Here is a 19,856-nt window from a genome sequence, read left to right on the forward strand (position 1 = left end):
GCCTACGGCTGGAGCGACCTGATCTTCACCCACATCAGCGTCAAGCTGCCCGACAGCGTCACCGGCGGCGACCACCAGTTCCTCATCAACCCCTTCGGGCTGATGTTCGACGAGATCACCGCCTCCAGCCTGATCAAGGTGGACATGGCCTGCAACAAGCTGCAAGACACACCGTTCCAGGTGAACCCGGCAGGTTTCGTCATCCACAGCGCGGTGCATGAGGCCCGGCCCGAGGTGGAGTGCGTGCTGCACACCCATTCGCGCGCCGGGGTGGCGGTGAGCGCCCAGCGTTGCGGGGTGCTGCCCATCAGCCAGCAGAGCACCTTCGTGCTGGCCTCGCTGGCCTACCACGGCTACGAGGGCGTGGCCCTGCGCGACGACGAAAAGCCGCGCCTGCAGGCCGACCTGGGCCAGGCCACCTACCTGATGCTGCGCAACCACGGCCTACTCACCGTGGGCACCAGCATCGCCGAGGCCTTTCTGGCGATGTACACCTTCGAGAACACCTGCCGCATCCAGATCGACGCCCAGGCCGGCGGCGCCCTGGTCGAGGTGGACCCGGCCATCCTGAACAACATGGGGCACGTGATGCGCACCGCCACCGGCGGCAAGGGCGCGCAACTGGCCTGGCCGGCGCTGCTGCGCAAGGTCGAACGCCTGGACCCCGGCTACAAAACCTGAGCGGGGTGCGGTAGAGTCCCCACCCCATGGACCGCCTGCCCACCGAACTGCAACGCCTCTACCTGACCCCGGCACCGGCCGACGGCCAGCCCCTGTTGACGCCCGACGGGCGCACCCGCGCCCTGGTGCTGGAACTGGCCCGCCCGCCGGACTGGACCGCGCTGGCGGCGCTGTGGGCCGCGGTGCAGGACGACCTGGAACTGCCCGCCCCGGCGCTGGCCGTCTCGGGCGTGGACGGCGGGCAACTGTGGCTGGCCCTGGCCGACCCGGTGCCGGCGGCCGAGGCCCACCGCTTTTTGCAAGCGCTGGTGCGGCGCTACCTGCCCGAGGCCCCGGCGGCCCGGCTGCGCTGCTGGCCCACCCCGCCCGACGGCCCCAACGGCCTACGCCACGCCGCGCCCGTGCCGGCCGACCAGGGTGGGCGTTGGTCCGCCTTCGTGGCGCCCGGCCTGGCCCCCATGTTCGCGGACGACCCGTGGCTGGACACCCCACCCAACCCCGAGGCCCAGGCCGACCTGCTGGCCCGGTTGCGGCCCGCGGCGCCGGCCGCGTGGCGGCAGGCCTGGGCCCGCTTGCATCCGGCCCCTGAAACGGCCGTGCCAGCACCCACCCAGGCCCCGCAGACCGCACCCACGGCCGACCTGTGGACCGAAGCCCCGCTGGACGGCGAGCCGTCGCTGGGCGTGCACACCGACCCGCGCGCCTTCCTGCTGGCCGTGATGAACGCACCCCATGTGCCCCTGCCCTGGCGCCTGGAGGCCGCGAAAACCCTGCTGGCCCACCGCACCGCGGTCAGCGCCTGAACGCGGCCAGGGCCGCTCACAAGGGCTGGAAGCGCCGCACCTCGCCCTGCGGCGTGGCCACGAGATCGTCGAAGGCCGGGGCGGGTCGCATCCACAGCAAGTCGGTGGCGTCGCCCTGCAGCGGCCGGTACAGAATGCCGGTCTCGCCGGTGGCTTCGATGACGCAGGCGCCGACCACCTCGTAGGCGCCGCCTTTGTAATGGCGCAGACGGCAGCCGGTTTGCAGGTGTGGGGGAATGTGCAGGGTGGGCATGGTGAGGGCGTTCAGGTTCGGGGGCACTGGGCCGCGCGCAGGGGCTGCAGCAGGTGCGACAAACCGTTGTGGTCGATGGTCTGCATCAGGGCCAGCAGGCGGCCCAGGTCGCCGCGAGGAAAGCCCTCGCGGGCGAACCAGTTCAGGTAATGCCCCGGCAGGTCGGCAATCACCCGACCCTGGTACTTGCCATAGGGCATCTCCACCGTCAGCAGGCGCTGGAGTTGCCGGGGATCGAACGGGTCCACGGCGGGGCGTCAGTCCGCGGCCGGGGTGCCGGGCGCCAGCTGGCGCTCCAGCAGCGTGGCCACCTGTTTGCGCAGCTGTTGGTTTTCGGCGGTCAGCTGCTGCACCTGGCGGCGCAGTTGCGCCAGCTCGTCGGCCGCACCCGCGGCCACCGGCGCGGCGGTCCCGGCGTCGGCAGGGGCCGGCACGGCCGCTTCGCGGTGTTTGCGCTTGGCCTCGCGCACGCGCTTGGCGGCCTGCTTCAGGCCCGGCATGCCTGCGCTGGCGGCGGCCTGCTGCTCTTCGGGCGGCAGGGTGGCCACGGCCGCGGCGGCGTTCAGGGACAGGGCGCCGACCTTCACCGCCGTCACCACCTCGGGCGCGGCCTGCTTGTGGATTTTTTCGATCATCACCACCTGGTTGCTGGACAGGCGGGCGGCGCGGGCGATGTCTTCGCGGCTCTTGAGCGGGCGCGTCAGCGCGGCAATGGCCGGGGTGGCCTCCCCCTCCCACGGAAGGTCGTCGTCGGCGTCGCTGTCGGTACCGGGCGCGGGTGCCTGGGCGGCCGACGCGGCCAAGTAGGCCGCGCGGCGCTGGTCGATGAGATCGCGCTTGCGCAGCGCCAGCACCCCGCGCTGAAAATCCGACACGCTGCGCCGGCCCAGGTGCTGGTCGATCATCCACAGCAGCACGTCCTCCCGGCTCTGGAACAGCTGGCTCTGCACGGTCTGGAACGGCAGGCCGTGCTTCTGGCAGATGGCGTAGCGGTTGTGCCCGTCCACCAGCAGGTCGCCCCACAGCACCAGGGCGTCGCGGCAGCCCTCGGTCAGCAGGCTGCGCTCCAGCGCGGCGTGTTCGTCGGGCGTGAGGGGGTCGATGTAGGCTTGGAGTTCGGGGTCAACGACGAGGTGCATGGGCGGGGCGGGGCCGCTGGAGGCGGCGGGGAAAGGGTGGATCGCGGGCCGGACGGGCGAAGGGGCTGCATTGTAGGCAGTCCCGGGCCGGCTCAGGCGGCGTGGGCGTGGCGTTGCAGCCAGCCGGGCACCGCGGCGCGGCTGCACTGCTGCAAACCGCTCAGCACCGCGTGCCCGGCGTCGGGCAGGCCGTGCCGCTCGGTCAGGTCGGCCTGGATGCGGCCCAGCACCGCCGCCGTCACCAGGGCATCGGACAGGGCCCGGTGGGCCCGGCCTTCGCGCGCCAGCCCCAGGTAATGGGCCAGCGTGCTCAACTTGTGGTTGGGCGCCTGCGGGTACAGCCGGCGCGCCAGCAGCACGGTACAAGCAAAGGGCTGCGCCGCGTCCAGGCCCAGCGCCGCCAGCTCGGCCTGCCAGAACTTGCGGTCGAACGACGCGTTGTGCGCCACCAGCGGCGCCGCGCCAACGAAGCGGGCGGCCTCGGCCATCACCGTGGCCACCGGCGGGGCGGCGCGCACCATGGCGTCGGTGATGCCGGTGAGTTGGGCGATGAAGCCGGGGATGCGCCGGTGCGGGTTCATCAGGCTCTGGAACTGGTCCACGACACGACCGCCTTCGGTCATGACGATGGCGACCTCGGTCGGTCGGTCGCCATACAGGGGCGACATGCCGGTGGTTTCAAAGTCGATGACGGCGATGCGGGTCATGGGGCGGTGGGGGCAAACGGAACCACACTGTACGCCGAACGCACGGCGGGCGCCGCCGCCCGGCCGTTGGTAGCATAGGCGTTTGCCAACCCATCCCCTCCATCAGTGGCCCCGCGATGACCGTTTCCCCCACCCCAGACGCCCCCAACCCGCGCACCCAGGCCATGTTGCAGCGGCTGCACCAAGCCATGGCAGACATCGAGGCCGACATCACTGCCCACCACGGCATCTACCCCTACAACCACGGGCGCGTTACCCAGTCCGAGCTGTGCCGGCGCGCCGATGTGAAAAAAGCCACCCTGCAAACGCCCTTGCACAAGGACAGCACCCGGCGGGAGGTGATGGCCTGGCTGGACCGCCTGAGCGCGACACTGGCCGACACCCGCGAAGCCAACCGCGAACGCGTGACCGCCGTGGCCGACGACCTGGCGCAGGAGGTGCACCGCCTGCGGGCCGCATTGGACGCGGCCCTGGCCCAGGTGGCGGCGCTCACCGAGGAAGTGGCGCGGTTGCGGCGGGGTGGAAGTCAGGGTTGAGGCAGGGTTCCGCACGAGGTTACTCAGAGGCCTCCACAAAAAAGCCTGGCTGGGCCAGGCTCATTTATACCTCAAAAATTATTTTTATCAAACATCGATGTTCCCTGCGCGCAAGGCATTGGTCTCGATGAAATCCCGGCGCGGCTCGACCTCGTCGCCCATCAGCATGGTGAACACCTTGTCGGCCTCGATGGCGTCTTCGATGCGCACCTGCAGCAGGCGGCGCACGTTCGGGTCCATGGTGGTTTCCCACAACTGCTCGGGGTTCATTTCGCCCAGACCCTTGTAGCGCTGGCGGGCGGTGGTGCGTTCGGCTTCGCCAATCAGCCAAGCCATGGCCTGGCGGAAGTCGCCCACCTTTTCTTCCTTCTGGCGCTCACCCTCGCCGCGCATCACGCGCGAACCGTCGCCCAGCAAGCCGCGGAAGGTGTCGGCGGCCTCGGCCAAGGCGGCGTAGTCGGCACCGTGCACAAAGTCCTGCGTGATCACGCTGCTCTTGATGTTGCCGTGGTGGCGGCGGCTGATGCGCAGGATCGGCTTATCAGCCCGCACGTCAAACTCGGCGGCCACTTCGGCCGGCACACCGGTGGTGTTGAGTTCGCGCAGCGCCACTTGCAGGGCGGCGGCGCTGGCAGCGGCCTGCTCCATGTCGTCCAGGTTCAGGGCCACGCCGTCGGCCACCGCGCGCAGCGCCTCGGCGTCCATGAAGGCGCTCAGGCGCGCGATCACGCTTTCGGCCACCTGGTGCTTGCGCGCCAGTTCGGCCAGGGTCTCGCCTTCCAGCACGGTGTTGGCCGCGCCGCCGGTGGCCACCTTGGCATCCTTCAGGGCAATGCGCAGCAAAAAGCCGTCCAGGGCGGCGGCGTCCTTCAGGTACAGCTCTTCCTTGCCGGCCTTCACCTTGTACAGCGGCGGCTGGGCGATGTAGATGTGCCCGCGCTCCACCAGCTCGGGCATCTGACGGTAGAAGAAGGTCAGCAGCAGCGTGCGGATGTGGGCGCCGTCCACGTCCGCGTCGGTCATGATGATGATGCGGTGGTAGCGCAGCTTGTCGATGTTGAAATCGTCGGCGCCGCTCTTGCCCTTGGGGTTGTACTCGTCGGCGCTGGCCTTGCCAATGCCGGTGCCCAAGGCGGTGATGAGCGTGAGGATTTCGTTGCTGGAGAGCAGCTTTTCGTAACGCGCCTTCTCCACGTTCAAAATCTTGCCGCGCAGGGGCAGAATCGCCTGGAACTTGCGGTCGCGGCCCTGTTTGGCCGAGCCGCCGGCGGAGTCGCCCTCCACGATGTAGATTTCGCACAGCGACGGGTCTTTTTCCTGGCAGTCGGCCAGCTTGCCGGGCAGGCCCATGCCGTCGAGCACGCCTTTGCGGCGCGTCATCTCGCGCGCCTTGCGGGCGGCTTCGCGGGCGCGCGCGGCCTCCACGATCTTGCCGCACAGCAGCTTGGCGTCCTGCGGGCGCTCTTCCAGGTACTCGGTCAGCGCCTTGGCCACGATGTCTTCCACCGGCGCGCGCACCTCGCTGCTGACCAGCTTGTCCTTGGTCTGGCTGGAAAACTTGGGCTCGGGCACCTTCACGCTCAGCACGCAGCACAGGCCCTCGCGCATGTCGTCGCCGCTGACCTCCACCTTCTGCTTTTTGGCGATCTCGTTGTCGGCGATGTACTTGCCGATCACCCGCGTCATGGCCGCGCGCAGGCCGGTCAGGTGGGTGCCGCCGTCGCGCTGCGGGATGTTGTTGGTGAAGCAGAGCACGTTCTCGTTGTAGCTCTCGTTCCACTGCATGGCCACTTCCACGCCGATGCTGGTGCCGGGAATGCCGCCGTAGCTGTCCGCCGGGCGCTCGCCCAGGGCGTGGAAGGCGGTCGGGTGCAGCACCTTCTTGCCGGCGTTGATGAACTCCACAAAACCCTTGACGCCGCCGGCGCCGGAGAAGTCGTCCTCCTTGCCGCTGCGCTCGTCCTTCAGGCGGATGCGCACGCCGTTGTTCAGAAAGCTCAGCTCGCGCAGGCGCTTGGCCAGGATTTCGTAGTGGAAATCGTGGTTCTGCTGGAAGATGTCGGTGTCGGGCAGGAAGTGCACCTCGGTGCCGCGCTTGTCGGTGGCGCCGGTCACCTTCATCGGGCTCACCTCCACGCCGTCCACCGTGTCCAGCAGGCGGTTCTGGACAAAGCCGCGCGCGAACTCGATCTGGTGCACCTTGCCGTCGCGGCGCACCGTCAGGCGCAACCACTTGCTCAGCGCGTTCACGCAGCTCACCCCCACGCCGTGCAAGCCGCCCGAGACCTTGTAGCTGTTCTGGTTGAACTTGCCGCCGGCGTGCAGCTCGGTCAGCGCAATTTCAGCCGCCGAACGCTTGGGCTCGTGCTTGTCGTCCAGCTTCACCCCGGTCGGGATGCCGCGGCCGTTGTCGGTCACGGAAATCGAGTTGTCGCTGTGGATGGTCACGACGATGTCGTCACAATGCCCGGCCAGCGCTTCGTCGATGGAGTTGTCCACCACCTCGAACACCAGGTGGTGCAGGCCGGTGCCGTCGCTCGTATCGCCGATGTACATGCCCGGGCGCTTGCGCACCGCCTCCAGGCCTTCCAGGATCTGGATGGCGCCTTCGCCGTAGCCCTCGGACGCCCCGGCCTGGTGCGCGTCGATCGTCGGCTGCGCGGTGGTGAAGGCCTCGGTGGCGGGCGTGGTGGGCTGGGTCGGGTCGGTCATGGTCGAAATCTCGGGTGTCTTCAAAAGCCCAAACCCGCACGGGTGCGCGGGTTCGGGGTGGGGTGGCGGGCGCGGGGCCCGGGGCGCCCCGTCAGATGCGCATCGGCATCACCACGTACTTGAATCGTTCGTTGTCGGGAATGGTCACCAGCGCGGAGGAGTTGCCGTCGGCCAGCTCCACCCGCACCATGTCCTGGCCCATGTTGGTCAGGGCGTCGATCAGGTAGGTGACGTTGAAGCCGATCTCGATGGCGTCGCCGCCGTACTCGATGTCCAGCTCGTCCACCGCCTCCTCCTGGTCGGCGTTGCTGGCGGCCACCCGCAGCGAGCCGGGCTCCACGTTCAGACGCACGCCCTTGAATTTCTCGCTGGTCATGATGGCCGCACGCTGCAGCGCCGACAGCAGCGCGGTGCGGCCCAGCACCACGATGTTCTGGTGGTTGCGCGGGATGACGCGGTTGTAGTCGGGGAACTTGCCCTCGACCAGCTTGGTGACGAATTCCATGCCCTCGAAGCGGAAACGCGCCTGGTTGGCCGCGAACTGCAGCTCGATGGCGCCGTCCTTGTCGCTCAGCAGGCGCTGCAGTTCCAGCACCGTCTTGCGCGGCAGGATCACTTCCTGCTTGGGCACTTCCACGTCCAGCTCGGCGCTGGCAAACGCCAGGCGGTGGCCGTCGGTGGCCACCAGGCTCAGGGTCTTGCCCTCGGCCACGAACAGAATGCCGTTGAGGTAGTAGCGGATGTCGTGCACCGCCATGGCAAAACTCACCTGGCCCAGCAGGCCCTTGAGGGTTTTTTGCGGCACACTGAACACCGGGCCAAAGCTGGGCGACTCCTGCACCAGCGGGAAGTCCTCGGCCGGCAGGGTCTGCAGGGTGAACTTGGACTTGCCGCCCTTGAGCACGAGCTTGGACATCTGCGACTCCAGGCTCACCAGCTGGTCGGCCGGCAGGGTGCGCAGGATGTCGATCAGCTTGCGCGCGCCCACGGTGGTGGCGAAGCTGCCCTCGTCGCCGCCCAGGTCGGCCTGGGTGCGGATCTGGATTTCCAGGTCGCTGGTGGTGAGCTGCAGCTGGCCACCGGTCTTGCGGATCAGCACATTGGCCAACACCGGCAGCGTGTGCCGGCGCTCCACGATGCCGGCCACCGATTGCAAGGCCGCCAACACTTTGTCCTGGGTCGATTGGAAAACGATCATGCGCGTGCTTTCTGGGGGATGTCTCGTCTCGGGGTGGCGGGCCGGAGCGCGCGCCAGCCGACATTGTTGCAGGTTTGCCGGGCGGTGCCGGCCGGGGCGCGGTGGCGGGCCATGGTCAGCCCTTGAGGGTCTGCTCCAACACGTGCAGCTGCTGATTCAGTTCGCTCACGGTCTGGCGCTCGGCGGCGATCTTGCGCACCGCGTGCAGCACGGTGGTGTGGTCGCGGCCACCGAACAGCTCGCCGATTTCGGGCAGGCTTTTTTGCGTCAGCTCCTTGGCCAGGAACATGGCGATCTGGCGCGGGCGGGCGATGTTGGCCGGCCGCTTCTTGGAATACATGTCCGCGACCTTGATCTTGTAGAAATCGGCCACGGTTTTCTGGATGTTCTCCACGCTGATCTGCCGGTTCTGAATGCTCAGCAGGTCTTTCAAGGCATCGCGCGCCAGCTGGATGGAGACTTCCTTCTGGTTGAAGCGGCTGTAGGCCAGGATTTTGCGCAGCGCGCCTTCGAGTTCGCGCACGTTGGAGCGCACGTTCTTGGCCACGAAAAACGCCACGTCCTCGGGCATGGCGGCACCTTCGGCCTCGGCCTTGCTGATCAGGATCGCCACCCGCATTTCCAGCTCGGGCGGCTCAATCGCCACCGTCAGGCCCGAGTCAAAGCGCGACACCAGCCGTTCGTGGATGTCGGCCAGGCCCTTGGGGTAGGTGTCGCTGGTCATGACGATGTGGCTCTTCTTGGCCAGCAGCGCCTCGAAGGCGTTGAAGAACTCTTCCTGGGTGCGTTCCTTGTTGGCAAAGAACTGCACGTCGTCGATGATCAGCAGGTCCAGCGAGTGGTAGCGTTCCTTGAACTCGTCAAACGTTTTGCGCTGGTAGGACTTGACCACATCCGACACGAACTGCTCGGCGTGGATGTAGAGAACTTTGGACCCGGGCTTGTCGGCCAGCAGCTGGTTGCCGATGGCGTGCACCAGGTGGGTCTTGCCCAGGCCCACGCCGCCGTACACGAACAGCGGGTTGTAGAGCTGGCCCGGGCTGCCGGCCACGTGCATGGCGGCGGCGCGCGCCATGCGGTTGGCCGACCCTTCCACCAGGGTGGCAAACGTCAGCGCCGTGTTCAGCCGGTGCTTGTGGGCGTCGGCCTTGGGCTCGGCCGGGGCCGGCACCTCGGGCAGCTCGGCGAAGATCGGGTCCTGCAGCGCCTGCGCGGTGCGCGGCGACAAGCCAGACTTCACAGGGACTTCCCGCGGAGCGAGCACCAACTCCAGCGCCACCTCCTGGCCCATCAGGTCCTGCAGGGCGGCGACGATCTTGTTCGCGTACTGGGCCCGGATCCAGTCCATCTTGAAGCGGTTGGCCACCGCCAGAGTGACCTTGTCACAGCCGTCGGACACCTTGGCGCTGAGCGGCCGGATCCAGGTGTTGAACTGCTGCTCCGGCAATTCCTGGGCCAGACGCTCGACGCAGGCCAGCCACAGATCGGCGGCGCCCAGCGGGGTGTCTGACGGGGGACGGGAGGGGTTCATGGATCGGTCGGAAACGGGAAAAACGGCAGCGGGGGGGTGTGGACAGCCGGGGCTGAAACCAGCGCGCATTGTAGTGCCCCGGACGAGTTATCCACATGCCCCCGGGCGCAGCAGGCGGGTCGGCCGCGGCGCAGGATTTGGCCAATGCCGGATTTTTTGCAATAATCTAGGGTTTCCTCGAAAACTTACCCACCCTTTATTCGGGACCACCATTGCCAACCGGCCGTGGCCCCGACTGGAACGCACCATGAAACGCACCTACCAGCCCTCCAAGATCAAGCGCGCCCGCACCCACGGTTTCCTCGTCCGCATGAAGACCCGCGGTGGCCGCGCCGTGCTGAACGCCCGCCGCGCCAAGGGCCGCAAGCGCCTGGCCGTCTGAGGCTGAACCGTCCTGCGGTGCGGGTGGACCTGGACAACCCAGCCCCTGCCCCCTTGGCCGGGGCCCCACGCTGGCAGCACCTGCGCCAGCGGCCGCAGTTCGATGCGGTGATGGCGTTTCCGCCGGCGGTGAAAACGGCGCACTTCGCCTTGCATGCCGCCACGGTCGGCCGCCTGGAACAGGGCAGCGCCCTGTTCCCCGGTGCCGGCCCCTGGATCGGGGCGCTGATCCCCAAACGCTGGGCCAAACGCGCGGTCACCCGCAACGCGGTGCGCCGCCAGATTTACGCCGTGGCCCAGGCCTGCGCGGAACTCTGGCCCGGCCAAGCCGTGGTGGTGCGCCTGCGCAGCGGCTATTCGCGTGAACAATTTCCCAGCGCCACGTCCGACGCCCTCAAGCGCGAGGTGCGCGCGGAATTGCTGCGCCTGCTGAACGGAAAGCGCCGTGCTTGACTGGCCCCGCCGCCTGCTGGTGCTCCTGGTGCAGGGCTACCGCCTGCTGCTCAGCCCCTGGCTGGGCTCGTCGTGCCGTTTCGCGCCCAGCTGCTCCGCCTACGCGCTGGACGCCCTGAACCGCCACGGCGCCTTGGGGGGCAGCTACCTGACCCTGCGCCGGCTGGGCCGTTGCCACCCCTGGTGCGCCGGCGGGTGCGACCCGGTGCCCGATCGCCTCCCACGGCCGTTCTCCTCCCTCCTGTCAGACCCCTCTGAAAAGAAACCGTCATGAGCGACATCCGCCGATCCATCCTCTGGGTGATTTTTGGTTTCTCCCTGATCCTGATCTGGGATCAGTGGCAAATTTACAACGGCAACCCGGCCACCTTCTTCCCGGGCAGCAGCGCCCCCAAGGCGTCGGCCCAGGCCCCGGCCGACAGCACCGTGCCGCCGGCCAGTCGCGCCGTGACCGGCGCCGACCACGCCGTGCCGGGTGCCGAGGCCCCGGCACCGGCGATCCCGCGCACCACCCACACCGCCCGCACCGACGTGCTGGCCCTGACCTTTGACAGCGAAGGCGGTGCCCTGGTGGGCGCCAGCATCCTGCCGCACGCGGCCGAAACCGGCAAAGCCCTGCGCGATGGCCAGACCCCGCTGCAACTGCTGGTGCAGGACGCCCAGCGCACCTACGTGGCCCAGACCGGCCTGATCGGCGCGGCCGGCACCGAACTGCCGACCCACAAAACGCCGATGCGGCTGGTGTCGGGCGAGCCGGTGCTGGCCGAGGGCCAGGACCGCCTGACGCTGCGCTTCGAGTCGGCCCCGGTCAACGGCGTGGTGCTGGCCAAGACCTACACCCTGCAGCGCGGCGCCTACGACATCGCGGTGCGGCACGAGGTGAGCAACCAGGGCACGGCCGCGGTGGCGCCGCAGGTCTACCTGCAACTGGTGCGCGACGGCATGAAGGCCGAGAGCGACACGCCGTTCTACTCCACCTTCACCGGCCCGGCCATTTACAGCGACGCGGCCAAGTACGAAAAGGTCGAGTTCGAGGCGATCGACAAGAACAAGGCCAGCTTCCAGAAAACCGCGAGCGACGGCTACGTGGCCATGGTGCAGCACTACTTTGCCAGCGCCTGGCTGCTGGGCCAGGGTATCGAGCGCGAAAACTTCGTGCGCAAGGTGGGCGGCCTGTACGCGGCCGGCATGCTGACCCCGCTGGGCACGGTGGCCCCGGGCGAAACCAAGACGCTGGAGTCCCGACTCTTTGTCGGCCCGCAGGAAGAAAAGGTGCTGGAACTGCTGGCACCGGGCCTGGAGCTGGTGAAAGACTACGGCTGGCTGACCATCCTGGCCAAGCCGCTGTACTGGTTGCTGGAAAAAATCAACGGCTTCGTCAGCAACTGGGGCTGGTCCATCGTGCTGCTGGTGGTGCTGATCAAGGCCGCCTTCTACTGGCTCAACGCCAGCGCCTACCGCAGTATGGCCAAGATGAAGGCGATCAACCCGCGCATCATGGAAATGCGTGAGCGCCTCAAGGGCAACCCGCAGCAGATGCAGCAGGAGATGATGAAGATGTACCGGGAGGAGAAGGTCAACCCGCTGGGGGGCTGCTTCCCGATCCTGATCCAGATCCCGGTGTTCATCGCCCTGTACTGGGTGCTGCTGTCCAGCGTGGAAATGCGCAACGCCCCCTGGATGGGCTGGATCGTGGACCTGTCCTCGCCGGACCCGTACTACATCCTGCCGCTGGTGATGGCCCTGACCACCGTGTTCCAGACCGCGCTGAACCCGCTGCCGCCGGACCCGCTGCAGGCCAAGCTGATGTGGATGATGCCGGTGGTGTTCTCGGTGATGTTCTTCTTCTTCCCGGCCGGCCTGGTGCTGTACTGGATCACGAACAACGTGCTGACCATCGCGCAGCAGGCCTACATCAACCACAGCATGGGCGTGCCGTTGAAGTTCAACCTGCCCAAATTCAAATAAGCCGACAGGGCCGCCCAGCGCGGCCCTTGTGCTGTCGGGGCCTGGCGCCCCGCCCACCCGCCTTTGCCACCCATGCTGCCGCGCCACCAAGACCCCATCGTCGCCATCGCCACCGCCCCGGGCCGGGGCGCGGTGGGCATCGTCCGGGTGTCGGGCCGGGGGCTGGACGGGCTGGTGCAGGCGCTGTGCGGCAAACCGCTGCGCCCGCGCGAGGCGCATTACCTGCCGTTCCGCGACGGCGACGGCAGCCCGATCGACCACGGGCTGGCGTTGCACTTTCCCGCGCCCCACTCCTACACCGGCGAAGACGTGCTGGAGTTGCAGGCGCACGGCGGGCCGGTGGTGCTGCAGTTGCTGCTGGCGCGCTGCCTGGCGGCCGCCGCCGAGTCCGAGCCCACCACGGGCCGCCCGCGTCTGGCGGGCCTGCGCCTGGCCCAACCGGGCGAGTTCACCGAGCGCGCCTTCCTCAACGACAAAATCGACCTGGCCCAGGCCGAGGCCATCGCCGACCTGATCGACGCCAGCACCGAAGCGGCGGCGCGCAGTGCCTCGCGCTCGCTGTCGGGCGATTTTTCGCGGGAAATCGGGGCCCTGCGCGAGGCCCTGGTGCACCTGCGCATGCTGGTGGAAGCCACGCTGGACTTCCCCGAAGAAGAGATCGATTTCCTGCAAAAAGCCGACGCCCAAGGCCAGTTGACGCGGTTGCAGGCCCAGCTGAACACGGTGCTGCAGAAAACCCGCCAGGGTGCGCTGCTGCGCGAAGGCATCAAGGTGGTGATCGCCGGGCAGCCCAACGCGGGCAAAAGCTCGCTGCTCAACGCCCTGGCCGGGGCGGAGCTGGCCATCGTCACCCCGATCGCCGGCACCACGCGCGACGTGGTGCAACAAACGATCCAGATCGAAGGCGTGCCGCTGCACGTGATCGACACCGCCGGGCTGCGCGAGGGCGAGGGCATCGACGCGGTGGAGCGCATCGGCATCGAGCGCGCCTGGGACCAGATCCAGGGCGCCGACGCGGTGCTGTTCCTGCACGACCTGACGCGCACCGACGCGCCCGGCTACCGCCAGGCCGACGCCGACATCGCTGCGCTGCTGGCGCGCCGCCTGCCCGACCGGGTGACGGTGATCGACGTGTGGAACAAGGCCGATGCGGCCGAGGGCACGGGCGTGCCGGCCCGCGACCATGCGGCCAGGCCCGCAGACGGTCACCCGCACGAGCACCTGCGCCTATCGGCCAAAACCGGGGACGGGCTGGACGCGCTGCGCCAGCGCCTGCTGCAACTGGCCGGCTGGCAAAGCGGGGCCGAGGGCCTGTACATCGCCCGCGAACGCCACGTGCAGGCCCTGCACCGGGTGCGCGACCACCTGGAGGGGGCCGACGCCCACCTGGCGGCGCGGGCGCAGTCGCTGGACCTGCTGGCCGAGGAACTGCGGCTGGCGCAGAACGCCTTGAACGACATCACCGGCGCCTTCAGCGCCGACGACCTGCTGGGTGTGATCTTCTCCTCCTTCTGCATTGGCAAGTGACAGCCTGCAGGGTTTTCAGCCACATCAGCACCCCGCCCCCCGAGCCCATGAATTCCGACGCCCGCCCGTGGCAGCACACCCACGACTTTCACCGCCCAGACGAGGCCGCCGAACGCGGCACGCGCGCGGTGCTCTGGATCACCCTGGTGGCCATGGGGCTGGAAATCGGTGCGGGCGGGTGGCTGGGCTCCATGGCCTTGCTGGCCGACGGCTGGCACATGGGGTCGCACGCGGCGGCCATTGGGGTGAGTGCCCTGGCCTATGCCGCCTCAAGACGCCTGCGGCACGACCCGCGTTTCGCCTTCGGCACCTGGAAGATCGAGGTGCTGGGCGGCTTCGCCAGCGCCCTGTTTCTGCTGGGGGTGGCGGCGCTGATGGCGGTCGCCTCGGTGCAACGCCTGCTCGAGCCGCAGGCCATCCAGTTCCAGGAGGCCATCGGGGTGGCCGTGGTGGGGCTGCTGGTCAACCTGGTGTGCGCCGTGATTCTGGGCCGGGTGCAGCACCCCGGCCATGGCCACGCGGGTCACCACAGCCACGGTCATGGTCATGACCACCACGACCTGAACCTGCGCTCGGCCTATGTGCATGTGCTGGCCGACGCGCTGACGTCGGTGCTGGCGATCGTGGCCCTGGTGGGTGGCTGGGTCTGGGGCTGGGTCTGGCTGGACCCGGCCATGGGCCTGGTCGGAGCGGGGCTCATCGCCGTCTGGGCCCGGGGACTGCTGGCCGAAACCGGCCGCGTGCTGCTGGACCGGGAGATGGACCACCCGGTGGTGCAGGACATTCGCGAGGTCATCGACACGCTGGACAGCGCCGCTCCGGTGCAGTTGGTCGATCTGCACGTCTGGCGGGTGGCGCGGGGGGCCTATGCCTGCACCCTGACGCTGGTGTCTCCGGACCCGGACCTGACGCCGCACAAGGCGCGGCAGGCCTTGGCCTTGCACGAGGAACTGGTGCACTGCGTCATCGAGATCCACCGCCCACCGCCGGACCAGCCGGCCTGACCGGGGCCACCCCGCCGGCCGTTTGACAGCCGCCGACCTGGACGCTACAGTTCCAGCCTATGTTGAACTGGCACGCCTCTCCCGTTGGCGCTTGCGGCTGGATGCCGCAGGCGGTGGTGTGCCTGCCCCACCGCCTCCAGACCGGTGGCGCCCGGATCTGCCGCCTGGCCGCAGATTCCTGAGCCCGGCGACACCCCCCTTCCCTTTTTTCGCGCAACTCCAGTCGCCGGGCCACCGCCCAGCGCGACCGACGGCGCCTGCCGCGTGCAGGCGGCCACTGGAGTGTTTCATGCCCTGGATAGACCGCAGCCCCTGCTGCCTGACCGAACTCGACCACGTTCGCCTGCTCAAACTTGGCGGTGCCCACCCGCCCCCGGCCCTGGCCCAACTGCTGGACGCGGCGGACCTGCTGCCCTCGCGCGAGGTGCCGCCCGACGTCGTGACGATGTACACCCAGATGGAGGTGACCGAGTTGGCGACCGGCGAACGGCAACGCCTGGCCATTTGTTACCCGCACGACGCCGAACCCGAACGGGGCTTTGTCTCGGTGCTCTCGCCCGTGGGGCTGGCGCTGCTGGGCCAGCACGTGGGCGCGGTGGTCACCCCGCACACGCCAGACGGGGTGGCCCGGCCGCTGCGGATCGGGTCCATCCTGTTCCAGCCCGAGGCCACGGGCGACTACGTCACCTGAGGCAGGGTGCGGCGCCGACCCCGTGGCGCCACCGGGCTTTACTGCCCGGCCTGGGCCTGCAGGTTGATGCTTTTGGCGATGGCGCGGTAACGTTCGGTCTCTTTCTGGAACAGGCGGGTCAGTTCCGCCGGGCTGCTCGGGCCCATGACCTGGTTGCCGCTGGCCTCAAACGACTTGCGCACCTCCGGGCTCTGCAGCGCCGTGTAGAAGGCCTGGTTCAGGCGCTGCACCACGGCCTCCGGCGTGTCCTTGTGCACCTGCACGCCCGCCCAGATGCCGAATTCCATGCCTTCCAGACCCGGCATGGCGGCCAGCGCCGGGTATTGGCCAAACACCGGGTGCGGCACTTTGGACGTCACACCCAGGCCACGGATTTTGCCCTCCGCGACCGATTGCATGATGGTGCCGGCCATCGGCAGGAAAGCCATGTCGATCTGTCCGCCCAACAGGTCGTTCATGAGCGGCGCGATGCCCCGGTAAGGCACGTGGACGAGGGGAATGCGCGCGTCCTGGGAGAACTTCTCGCCGATCAGGTGGTAGAGCGACCCGTTGCCCACACTGCCGTAACTCAGCGGTTTGTGGGCGGATTTTTTCGCCAGGGCCATCAGCTGGCTCACGTCACCGACGCCCAGGTTGCCGCGCACCGCCAGGATGATCTTGTTCGAGGTCAGGTGGGCGACCATCTTCAGGTCCTCGGTTTTGTAGCGCACGCCCTGGATGGCCAGCGGGGTCAGGATCAGCTCCATTGGGGAGCCGAGGATGACGGTGTGGCCGTCGGCGGGGGCGGCCAGGGCGCGCGAGACGCCGATGGAGCCGCTGGCGCCCCCGATGTTCTCCACAATGATGTTCTGGCCCAGGAACTGGCTGGCCAGGGGCTGCACCTGCCGGGCGTTGTGGTCCGAGGGGCCGCCGGCCGGGTAGGGCACGACCATGTTGATGGGCTTGGTGGGAAAAGACTGTGCCTGGGCGGTGGCGGTGCCCAGAAGCGTGGCGGCCAGCAAGGCCCCCAGAACGTGCAGGCGGTGGCGAGGGGTCATGGTTGTCTCCGGTGTGTTGTGGTGAGGGGAAAACAGGGGCTCAGGCGCCGAGCAGTTCGTGCACCAGCGCGACCCAATAGGCCGCGCCGACGGCGATGTTCGCGTCGTTGAAGTCGTAGGCCGGGTTGTGCACCATGCAGGCGCCCGGTTCGCCGTCGGCGCCGTTGCCGATGAACAGGTAACAGCCGGGCACGCGCTCCAGCATGAAGGCGAAGTCTTCGCTGCCGGTCAGCATCGGGCCGTGCGGGTTGACCCGGTCGGGGCCGAAATGCCGCAGCGCCACGTCCAGCGCACGCCGAGTCTGTTCGGCGTCGTTGACCAGCACCGCGTAGCCACGGCGCCAGTCCACCTCGGCGCGGACGTTGAAGCTGGCCGCGTGCGCGTGCACCAGCGCCTTGAGCCGCTCTTCGGTGGCGCGGCGCACCGCGGGGTCCAGGGCGCGCACCCCGATTTCCAGCCGCGCCGTGTCGGGGATGACGTTGTTGGCCTGCCCGGCCTGGAACGCCCCCACGGTGACGACCACCGGCTGCAGCGGGTCGGTGTTGCGCGAGACCAGGGTTTGCAGCGCCATCACCAGCGAGGCCGCGGCCACCAGCGGGTCGTCGGCGCGGTGCGGCATGCCACCGTGGCCGCCGCGGCCGTGCAGGGTCACGGTGACGTAGTCGGACGAGGCCATGGTGGGGCCGCTGCGGAACACCAGCTGCCCTTGCGGGTGGCCAGGCATGTTGTGCATGGCAAAGATCGCGTCGCAGGGAAAGCGCTCGAACAGGCCATCCTCCATCATCTTCAGCGCGCCGCCGGCGCCCTCTTCGGCCGGCTGGAAGATGAGGTTGAGCGTGCCCTCGAACCGCCCCTGTTCGGCCAGGTGCCGGGCCGCAGCCAGCAGCATGGCGGTGTGGCCGTCGTGGCCGCAGGCGTGCATCACCCCGTGGTGGCAGCTGCTCCAGGCCAGCCCGGTGTTTTCCACAATGGGCAAGGCGTCCATGTCGGCACGCAGGCCGATGCGCGCCCCACCCTGGCCACGCACCAGTTGCCCGACCACCCCGGTGCCGCCGACGCCGGTGGCCACGCGGTAGCCCCAGGCGCGCAGGCGCTCGGCCACCAACTGGGCGGTGCGGTGCTCGTCGAACGCCATTTCCGGGTGGCGGTGGATGTCGCGGCGCACGGCCACGAACTCCTCCACCAGGGCGGCCGGCAGCGGCACCGGCCCCTCAGGGGTCACAGACAATTCGGACACGGGCGGCATGGCACAACTCCTGCGGCAGCGGTTCAACTGGAACTTTGCTGCATGTTAAGAAGCGATTTACCCCAAGTCCAATGCATTGTTGTACATTGATTGATAACTTCAACTCATGCAACAGCGATGACACTGGTTCAACTGCGGCACTTCATCGCGCTGGCCGACGCCGCTTCCTTTGCCAAAGCGGCCCGGCTGCTGTGCCTGACCCAGCCGGCGCTGTCGCGCAGCATCCAGGCGCTGGAAGACGAACTGGCGCAGCGCTTGTTCGACCGGGTGGGCCGCCGCATCGAGCTGACCCCGCTTGGCCAGCAACTGCTGCCGCGGGCGCAGCGGCTGGTGCAAGAGGCGGACTCTCTCAAGGCTCTCGGGCGGGAGATGCAGGCCGGCGTCACCGGCACGGTGCGGATCGGCCTGGGTTCGGGGCCCGGGGCTTTGCTGTCGGTCCCGCTGCTGCGGCACATGGCCCAGCACCACCCGCGGCTGCACCTGGAACTGGCCCGGGGCCACACCGACCTGCTCATCCACGCCCTGCGGGCGCGGCGGCTGGACGCGGCGGTGGTGGACATCCGCGCGCTGCGCCCGGCGGCCGACCTGCGGGTGACGAACCCGGTGGAAATGCCCGGCCGCTTCCTCTGCCGGGCAGGCCACCCGCTGCACCAGCGCGGCACGCCGGTGCCGTTTGAGGACTTGCGGGCCTACCCGATCGCCTCCACCCCTCTGAGCGACGAGGTGGCGCGCCTGCTGACCGAGCGCTTCGGCCCGGCCGCCAACCCGGACGACCTGGTGACGCTGCGCTGCGACGACACGCCGACCCTGGTGGAGCTGGCGCGGCACAGCGACGCCATCGTGCTGACCATCGAGGCCGCCGGGCGCGACCTGAAAAGCCTGACCACCGTGCCGGCGCTGAACGGCACCGCCCGCTTCGGGCTGGTGACGCTGGACCAGCGGGCCGAAGCGCCGGGGCTGGCCATTGTGCGCGAACTGGTGCGCCAATGGCTGGCGGGCTGAAAGCCGGCCCGTGCTACCCTCATGGCCCCGCTGGCGCGCGGCGCCGGCGGGCCGTGTCCACCCCCGCCGTTTTGTCATGCCATTTCCCCTGTCCCAGCGCGCGCAGCGCATCGAGCCTTTTTACGTGATGCAGGTGGCCCAGGAGGCCCAGGCCCTGGCGGCCACCCTGCCGCCCAGGGCACCGCGCATGCTGTTCCTGAACATCGGCGAGCCCGACTTCACCGCCCCGCCGCGGGTGCAGGCCGCCGCCGAACGCGCCATCGCCCTGGGCCACACCCAGTACACCAACGCGCTGGGCCTGCTGCCGCTGCGCGAGCGCATCGCCCAGTGGTACGCCAGCCGCTTTGGGGTGGACGTGCCGGCGCGGCGCATCGCCATCACCGCCGGGGCGTCGGCCGCGCTGCAGCTGGCCTGCCTGGCGCTGTTCGACGCCGGCGACGAGGTGCTGATGCCCGACCCGAGCTACCCCTGCAACCGGCACATCCTGTCGGCCATCGGCGCGCGCGCGGTGCTGCTGCCCACCACCGCGGCGCAGCGCCACCAGCCCGACGCCCCAGCCATTGCCGCCGCCTGGGGCCCGGCCACGCGGGGCGTGCTGCTGGCCTCGCCGTCCAACCCCACCGGCACCTCCATCGACCCGGCCGAGCTGCGCCGCATCCACGGCACCGTGCGCGCCCGCGGCGGCGCGACGGTGGTGGACGAGATCTACCTGGGCCTGAGCCACGACGCACGCTACGGCCAGACCGCGCTGGCGCTGGGCGACGATGTGGTGAGCGTGAACAGCTTTTCCAAGTACTTCAACATGACCGGCTGGCGCCTGGGCTGGCTGGTGGTGCCCGACGCGCTGCTGCCAGCGGTCGAGCGGCTGTCGCAAAACCTTTACATCTGCGCCAGCACCGTGGCGCAGCAGGCGGCGCTGGCCTGTTTCGAGCCCGACAGCCTGGCCGAATACGAGCGCCGCCGGGCCGACTTCAAGGCGCGCGGCGC

Annotated in this window: 21 protein-coding genes; 12 read left to right on the forward strand and 9 right to left on the reverse strand. The window is 69.0% G+C overall.

Annotated elements, in window-relative coordinates; all coding sequences use genetic code 11:
- Together HA630_RS17630 and HA630_RS17635 are read left to right on the forward strand one after the other, a co-directional pair.
- The coding region (locus HA630_RS17630) for a class II aldolase/adducin family protein (protein WP_166836393.1) at positions 1 to 681 on the forward strand (681 nt) is incomplete at its 5' end.
- 26 nt (positions 682 to 707) lie between these two features.
- Positions 708 to 1,484, forward strand: a complete 777-nt coding sequence (locus HA630_RS17635) for a hypothetical protein (protein WP_166836395.1) — start codon at positions 708 to 710, stop codon at positions 1,482 to 1,484.
- Between the two features lie 16 nt (positions 1,485 to 1,500).
- Here the strand turns inward: HA630_RS17635 and HA630_RS17640 are convergent, their stop codons facing one another.
- From HA630_RS17640 to HA630_RS17655, 4 genes are all read right to left on the reverse strand, one after another.
- On the reverse strand, positions 1,501 to 1,737 hold the full coding sequence (locus HA630_RS17640) for a DUF1653 domain-containing protein (protein WP_166836397.1): 237 nt from the start codon (positions 1,735 to 1,737) through the stop codon (positions 1,501 to 1,503).
- An 11-nt stretch (positions 1,738 to 1,748) separates the two neighbouring features.
- A complete protein-coding gene (locus HA630_RS17645) occupies positions 1,749 to 1,985 on the reverse strand; it encodes a DUF3820 family protein (RefSeq protein ID WP_371809280.1) in 237 nt (78 codons plus the stop codon).
- A 9-nt stretch (positions 1,986 to 1,994) separates the two neighbouring features.
- Positions 1,995 to 2,876: a plasmid replication/partition related protein gene (locus HA630_RS17650; protein ID WP_166836399.1), complete on the reverse strand. Its 882-nt coding sequence runs from the start codon at positions 2,874 to 2,876 to the stop codon at positions 1,995 to 1,997.
- A gap of 92 nt (positions 2,877 to 2,968) precedes the next feature.
- Positions 2,969 to 3,583: a PolC-type DNA polymerase III gene (locus HA630_RS17655; RefSeq protein WP_166836401.1), complete on the reverse strand. Its 615-nt coding sequence runs from the start codon at positions 3,581 to 3,583 to the stop codon at positions 2,969 to 2,971.
- 116 nt (positions 3,584 to 3,699) lie between these two features.
- Between HA630_RS17655 and HA630_RS17660 the strand changes: the two genes are divergently transcribed.
- On the forward strand, positions 3,700 to 4,119 hold the full coding sequence (locus tag HA630_RS17660; protein ID WP_166836403.1) for a hypothetical protein: 420 nt from the start codon (positions 3,700 to 3,702) through the stop codon (positions 4,117 to 4,119).
- Between the two features lie 87 nt (positions 4,120 to 4,206).
- Here HA630_RS17660 and gyrB read toward each other — a convergent pair whose 3' ends face one another.
- The 3 genes from gyrB to dnaA all read right to left on the reverse strand — a co-directional run bounded on the left by gyrB (position 4,207) and on the right by dnaA (position 9,560).
- Positions 4,207 to 6,831, reverse strand: a complete 2,625-nt coding sequence (gene gyrB / locus HA630_RS17665) for a DNA topoisomerase (ATP-hydrolyzing) subunit B (RefSeq protein ID WP_166836405.1) — start codon at positions 6,829 to 6,831, stop codon at positions 4,207 to 4,209.
- 91 nt (positions 6,832 to 6,922) lie between these two features.
- Positions 6,923 to 8,029: a DNA polymerase III subunit beta gene (gene dnaN, locus HA630_RS17670; RefSeq protein ID WP_166836406.1), complete on the reverse strand. Its 1,107-nt coding sequence runs from the start codon at positions 8,027 to 8,029 to the stop codon at positions 6,923 to 6,925.
- A gap of 115 nt (positions 8,030 to 8,144) precedes the next feature.
- Complete coding sequence (gene dnaA / locus HA630_RS17675; RefSeq protein ID WP_166836408.1) at positions 8,145 to 9,560, reverse strand: chromosomal replication initiator protein DnaA; 1,416 nt, start codon at positions 9,558 to 9,560, stop codon at positions 8,145 to 8,147.
- A 247-nt stretch (positions 9,561 to 9,807) separates the two neighbouring features.
- On the opposite strand from dnaA, the gene rpmH reads away from it, so the two are divergent.
- The 7 genes from rpmH to HA630_RS17710 all read left to right on the forward strand — a co-directional run bounded on the left by rpmH (position 9,808) and on the right by HA630_RS17710 (position 15,584).
- The gene (gene rpmH / locus HA630_RS17680; protein ID WP_101049475.1) at positions 9,808 to 9,942 is read left to right on the forward strand and encodes a 50S ribosomal protein L34; all 135 of its coding nucleotides are present in this window, start codon (positions 9,808 to 9,810) and stop codon (positions 9,940 to 9,942) included.
- A gap of 53 nt (positions 9,943 to 9,995) precedes the next feature.
- The gene (locus tag HA630_RS17685; RefSeq protein WP_243855506.1) at positions 9,996 to 10,394 is read left to right on the forward strand and encodes a ribonuclease P protein component; all 399 of its coding nucleotides are present in this window, start codon (positions 9,996 to 9,998) and stop codon (positions 10,392 to 10,394) included.
- On the forward strand, positions 10,387 to 10,668 hold the full coding sequence (yidD, locus tag HA630_RS17690; protein WP_166836410.1) for a membrane protein insertion efficiency factor YidD: 282 nt from the start codon (positions 10,387 to 10,389) through the stop codon (positions 10,666 to 10,668). The genes HA630_RS17685 and yidD overlap by 8 nt, the downstream gene beginning before the upstream one ends.
- Complete coding sequence (yidC, locus tag HA630_RS17695; protein WP_166836412.1) at positions 10,665 to 12,362, forward strand: membrane protein insertase YidC; 1,698 nt, start codon at positions 10,665 to 10,667, stop codon at positions 12,360 to 12,362. The genes yidD and yidC overlap by 4 nt, the downstream gene beginning before the upstream one ends.
- A gap of 72 nt (positions 12,363 to 12,434) precedes the next feature.
- On the forward strand, positions 12,435 to 13,889 hold the full coding sequence (gene mnmE / locus HA630_RS17700) for a tRNA uridine-5-carboxymethylaminomethyl(34) synthesis GTPase MnmE (protein WP_166836414.1): 1,455 nt from the start codon (positions 12,435 to 12,437) through the stop codon (positions 13,887 to 13,889).
- 47 nt (positions 13,890 to 13,936) lie between these two features.
- A complete protein-coding gene (gene dmeF / locus HA630_RS17705; protein ID WP_166836416.1) occupies positions 13,937 to 14,893 on the forward strand; it encodes a CDF family Co(II)/Ni(II) efflux transporter DmeF in 957 nt (318 codons plus the stop codon).
- A gap of 289 nt (positions 14,894 to 15,182) precedes the next feature.
- Entirely contained in the window at positions 15,183 to 15,584 is a 402-nt protein-coding gene (locus tag HA630_RS17710) for a GreA/GreB family elongation factor (RefSeq protein WP_166836418.1), read from the forward strand.
- A gap of 38 nt (positions 15,585 to 15,622) precedes the next feature.
- Here the strand turns inward: HA630_RS17710 and HA630_RS17715 are convergent, their stop codons facing one another.
- Together HA630_RS17715 and HA630_RS17720 are read right to left on the reverse strand one after the other, a co-directional pair.
- The gene (locus tag HA630_RS17715) at positions 15,623 to 16,621 is read right to left on the reverse strand and encodes a tripartite tricarboxylate transporter substrate binding protein (protein WP_166836420.1); all 999 of its coding nucleotides are present in this window, start codon (positions 16,619 to 16,621) and stop codon (positions 15,623 to 15,625) included.
- Between the two features lie 40 nt (positions 16,622 to 16,661).
- Positions 16,662 to 17,867 (reverse strand): M20 aminoacylase family protein, encoded by a 1,206-nt coding sequence (locus HA630_RS17720; protein WP_166836422.1) that lies wholly within the window; start codon positions 17,865 to 17,867, stop codon positions 16,662 to 16,664.
- Between the two features lie 117 nt (positions 17,868 to 17,984).
- Here HA630_RS17720 and HA630_RS17725 point away from each other — a divergent pair, with 117 nt between their 5' ends.
- The gene (locus tag HA630_RS17725) at positions 17,985 to 18,869 is read left to right on the forward strand and encodes a LysR family transcriptional regulator (protein WP_166836424.1); all 885 of its coding nucleotides are present in this window, start codon (positions 17,985 to 17,987) and stop codon (positions 18,867 to 18,869) included.
- 76 nt (positions 18,870 to 18,945) lie between these two features.
- Positions 18,946 to 19,856 (forward strand): aminotransferase class I/II-fold pyridoxal phosphate-dependent enzyme (locus HA630_RS17730; RefSeq protein ID WP_371809282.1); only part of this gene is annotated, 911 nt, incomplete at its 3' end.

It is taken from the genome of Aquabacterium sp. A08 (genome assembly GCF_011742065.1).

What these genes read in the sequence shown, in the direction of transcription:
- dmeF (WP_166836416.1), top strand. Translation starts at nt 13,937, where the DNA reads ATGAATTCCGACGCCCGCCCGTGGCAGCACACCCACGACTTTCACCGC.
- HA630_RS17720 (WP_166836422.1), bottom strand. Translation starts at nt 17,867, where the DNA reads ATGCCGCCCGTGTCCGAATTGTCTGTGACCCCTGAGGGGCCGGTGCCG.
- dnaA (WP_166836408.1), bottom strand. Translation starts at nt 9,560, where the DNA reads ATGAACCCCTCCCGTCCCCCGTCAGACACCCCGCTGGGCGCCGCCGAT.
- HA630_RS17635 (WP_166836395.1), top strand. Translation starts at nt 708, where the DNA reads ATGGACCGCCTGCCCACCGAACTGCAACGCCTCTACCTGACCCCGGCA.
- yidC (WP_166836412.1), top strand. Translation starts at nt 10,665, where the DNA reads ATGAGCGACATCCGCCGATCCATCCTCTGGGTGATTTTTGGTTTCTCC.
- rpmH (WP_101049475.1), top strand. Translation starts at nt 9,808, where the DNA reads ATGAAACGCACCTACCAGCCCTCCAAGATCAAGCGCGCCCGCACCCAC.
- HA630_RS17655 (WP_166836401.1), bottom strand. Translation starts at nt 3,583, where the DNA reads ATGACCCGCATCGCCGTCATCGACTTTGAAACCACCGGCATGTCGCCC.
- HA630_RS17725 (WP_166836424.1), top strand. Translation starts at nt 17,985, where the DNA reads ATGACACTGGTTCAACTGCGGCACTTCATCGCGCTGGCCGACGCCGCT.
- HA630_RS17650 (WP_166836399.1), bottom strand. Translation starts at nt 2,876, where the DNA reads ATGCACCTCGTCGTTGACCCCGAACTCCAAGCCTACATCGACCCCCTC.
- dnaN (WP_166836406.1), bottom strand. Translation starts at nt 8,029, where the DNA reads ATGATCGTTTTCCAATCGACCCAGGACAAAGTGTTGGCGGCCTTGCAA.
- HA630_RS17660 (WP_166836403.1), top strand. Translation starts at nt 3,700, where the DNA reads ATGACCGTTTCCCCCACCCCAGACGCCCCCAACCCGCGCACCCAGGCC.
- mnmE (WP_166836414.1), top strand. Translation starts at nt 12,435, where the DNA reads ATGCTGCCGCGCCACCAAGACCCCATCGTCGCCATCGCCACCGCCCCG.
- HA630_RS17710 (WP_166836418.1), top strand. Translation starts at nt 15,183, where the DNA reads ATGCCCTGGATAGACCGCAGCCCCTGCTGCCTGACCGAACTCGACCAC.
- HA630_RS17640 (WP_166836397.1), bottom strand. Translation starts at nt 1,737, where the DNA reads ATGCCCACCCTGCACATTCCCCCACACCTGCAAACCGGCTGCCGTCTG.
- gyrB (WP_166836405.1), bottom strand. Translation starts at nt 6,831, where the DNA reads ATGACCGACCCGACCCAGCCCACCACGCCCGCCACCGAGGCCTTCACC.
- HA630_RS17715 (WP_166836420.1), bottom strand. Translation starts at nt 16,621, where the DNA reads ATGACCCCTCGCCACCGCCTGCACGTTCTGGGGGCCTTGCTGGCCGCC.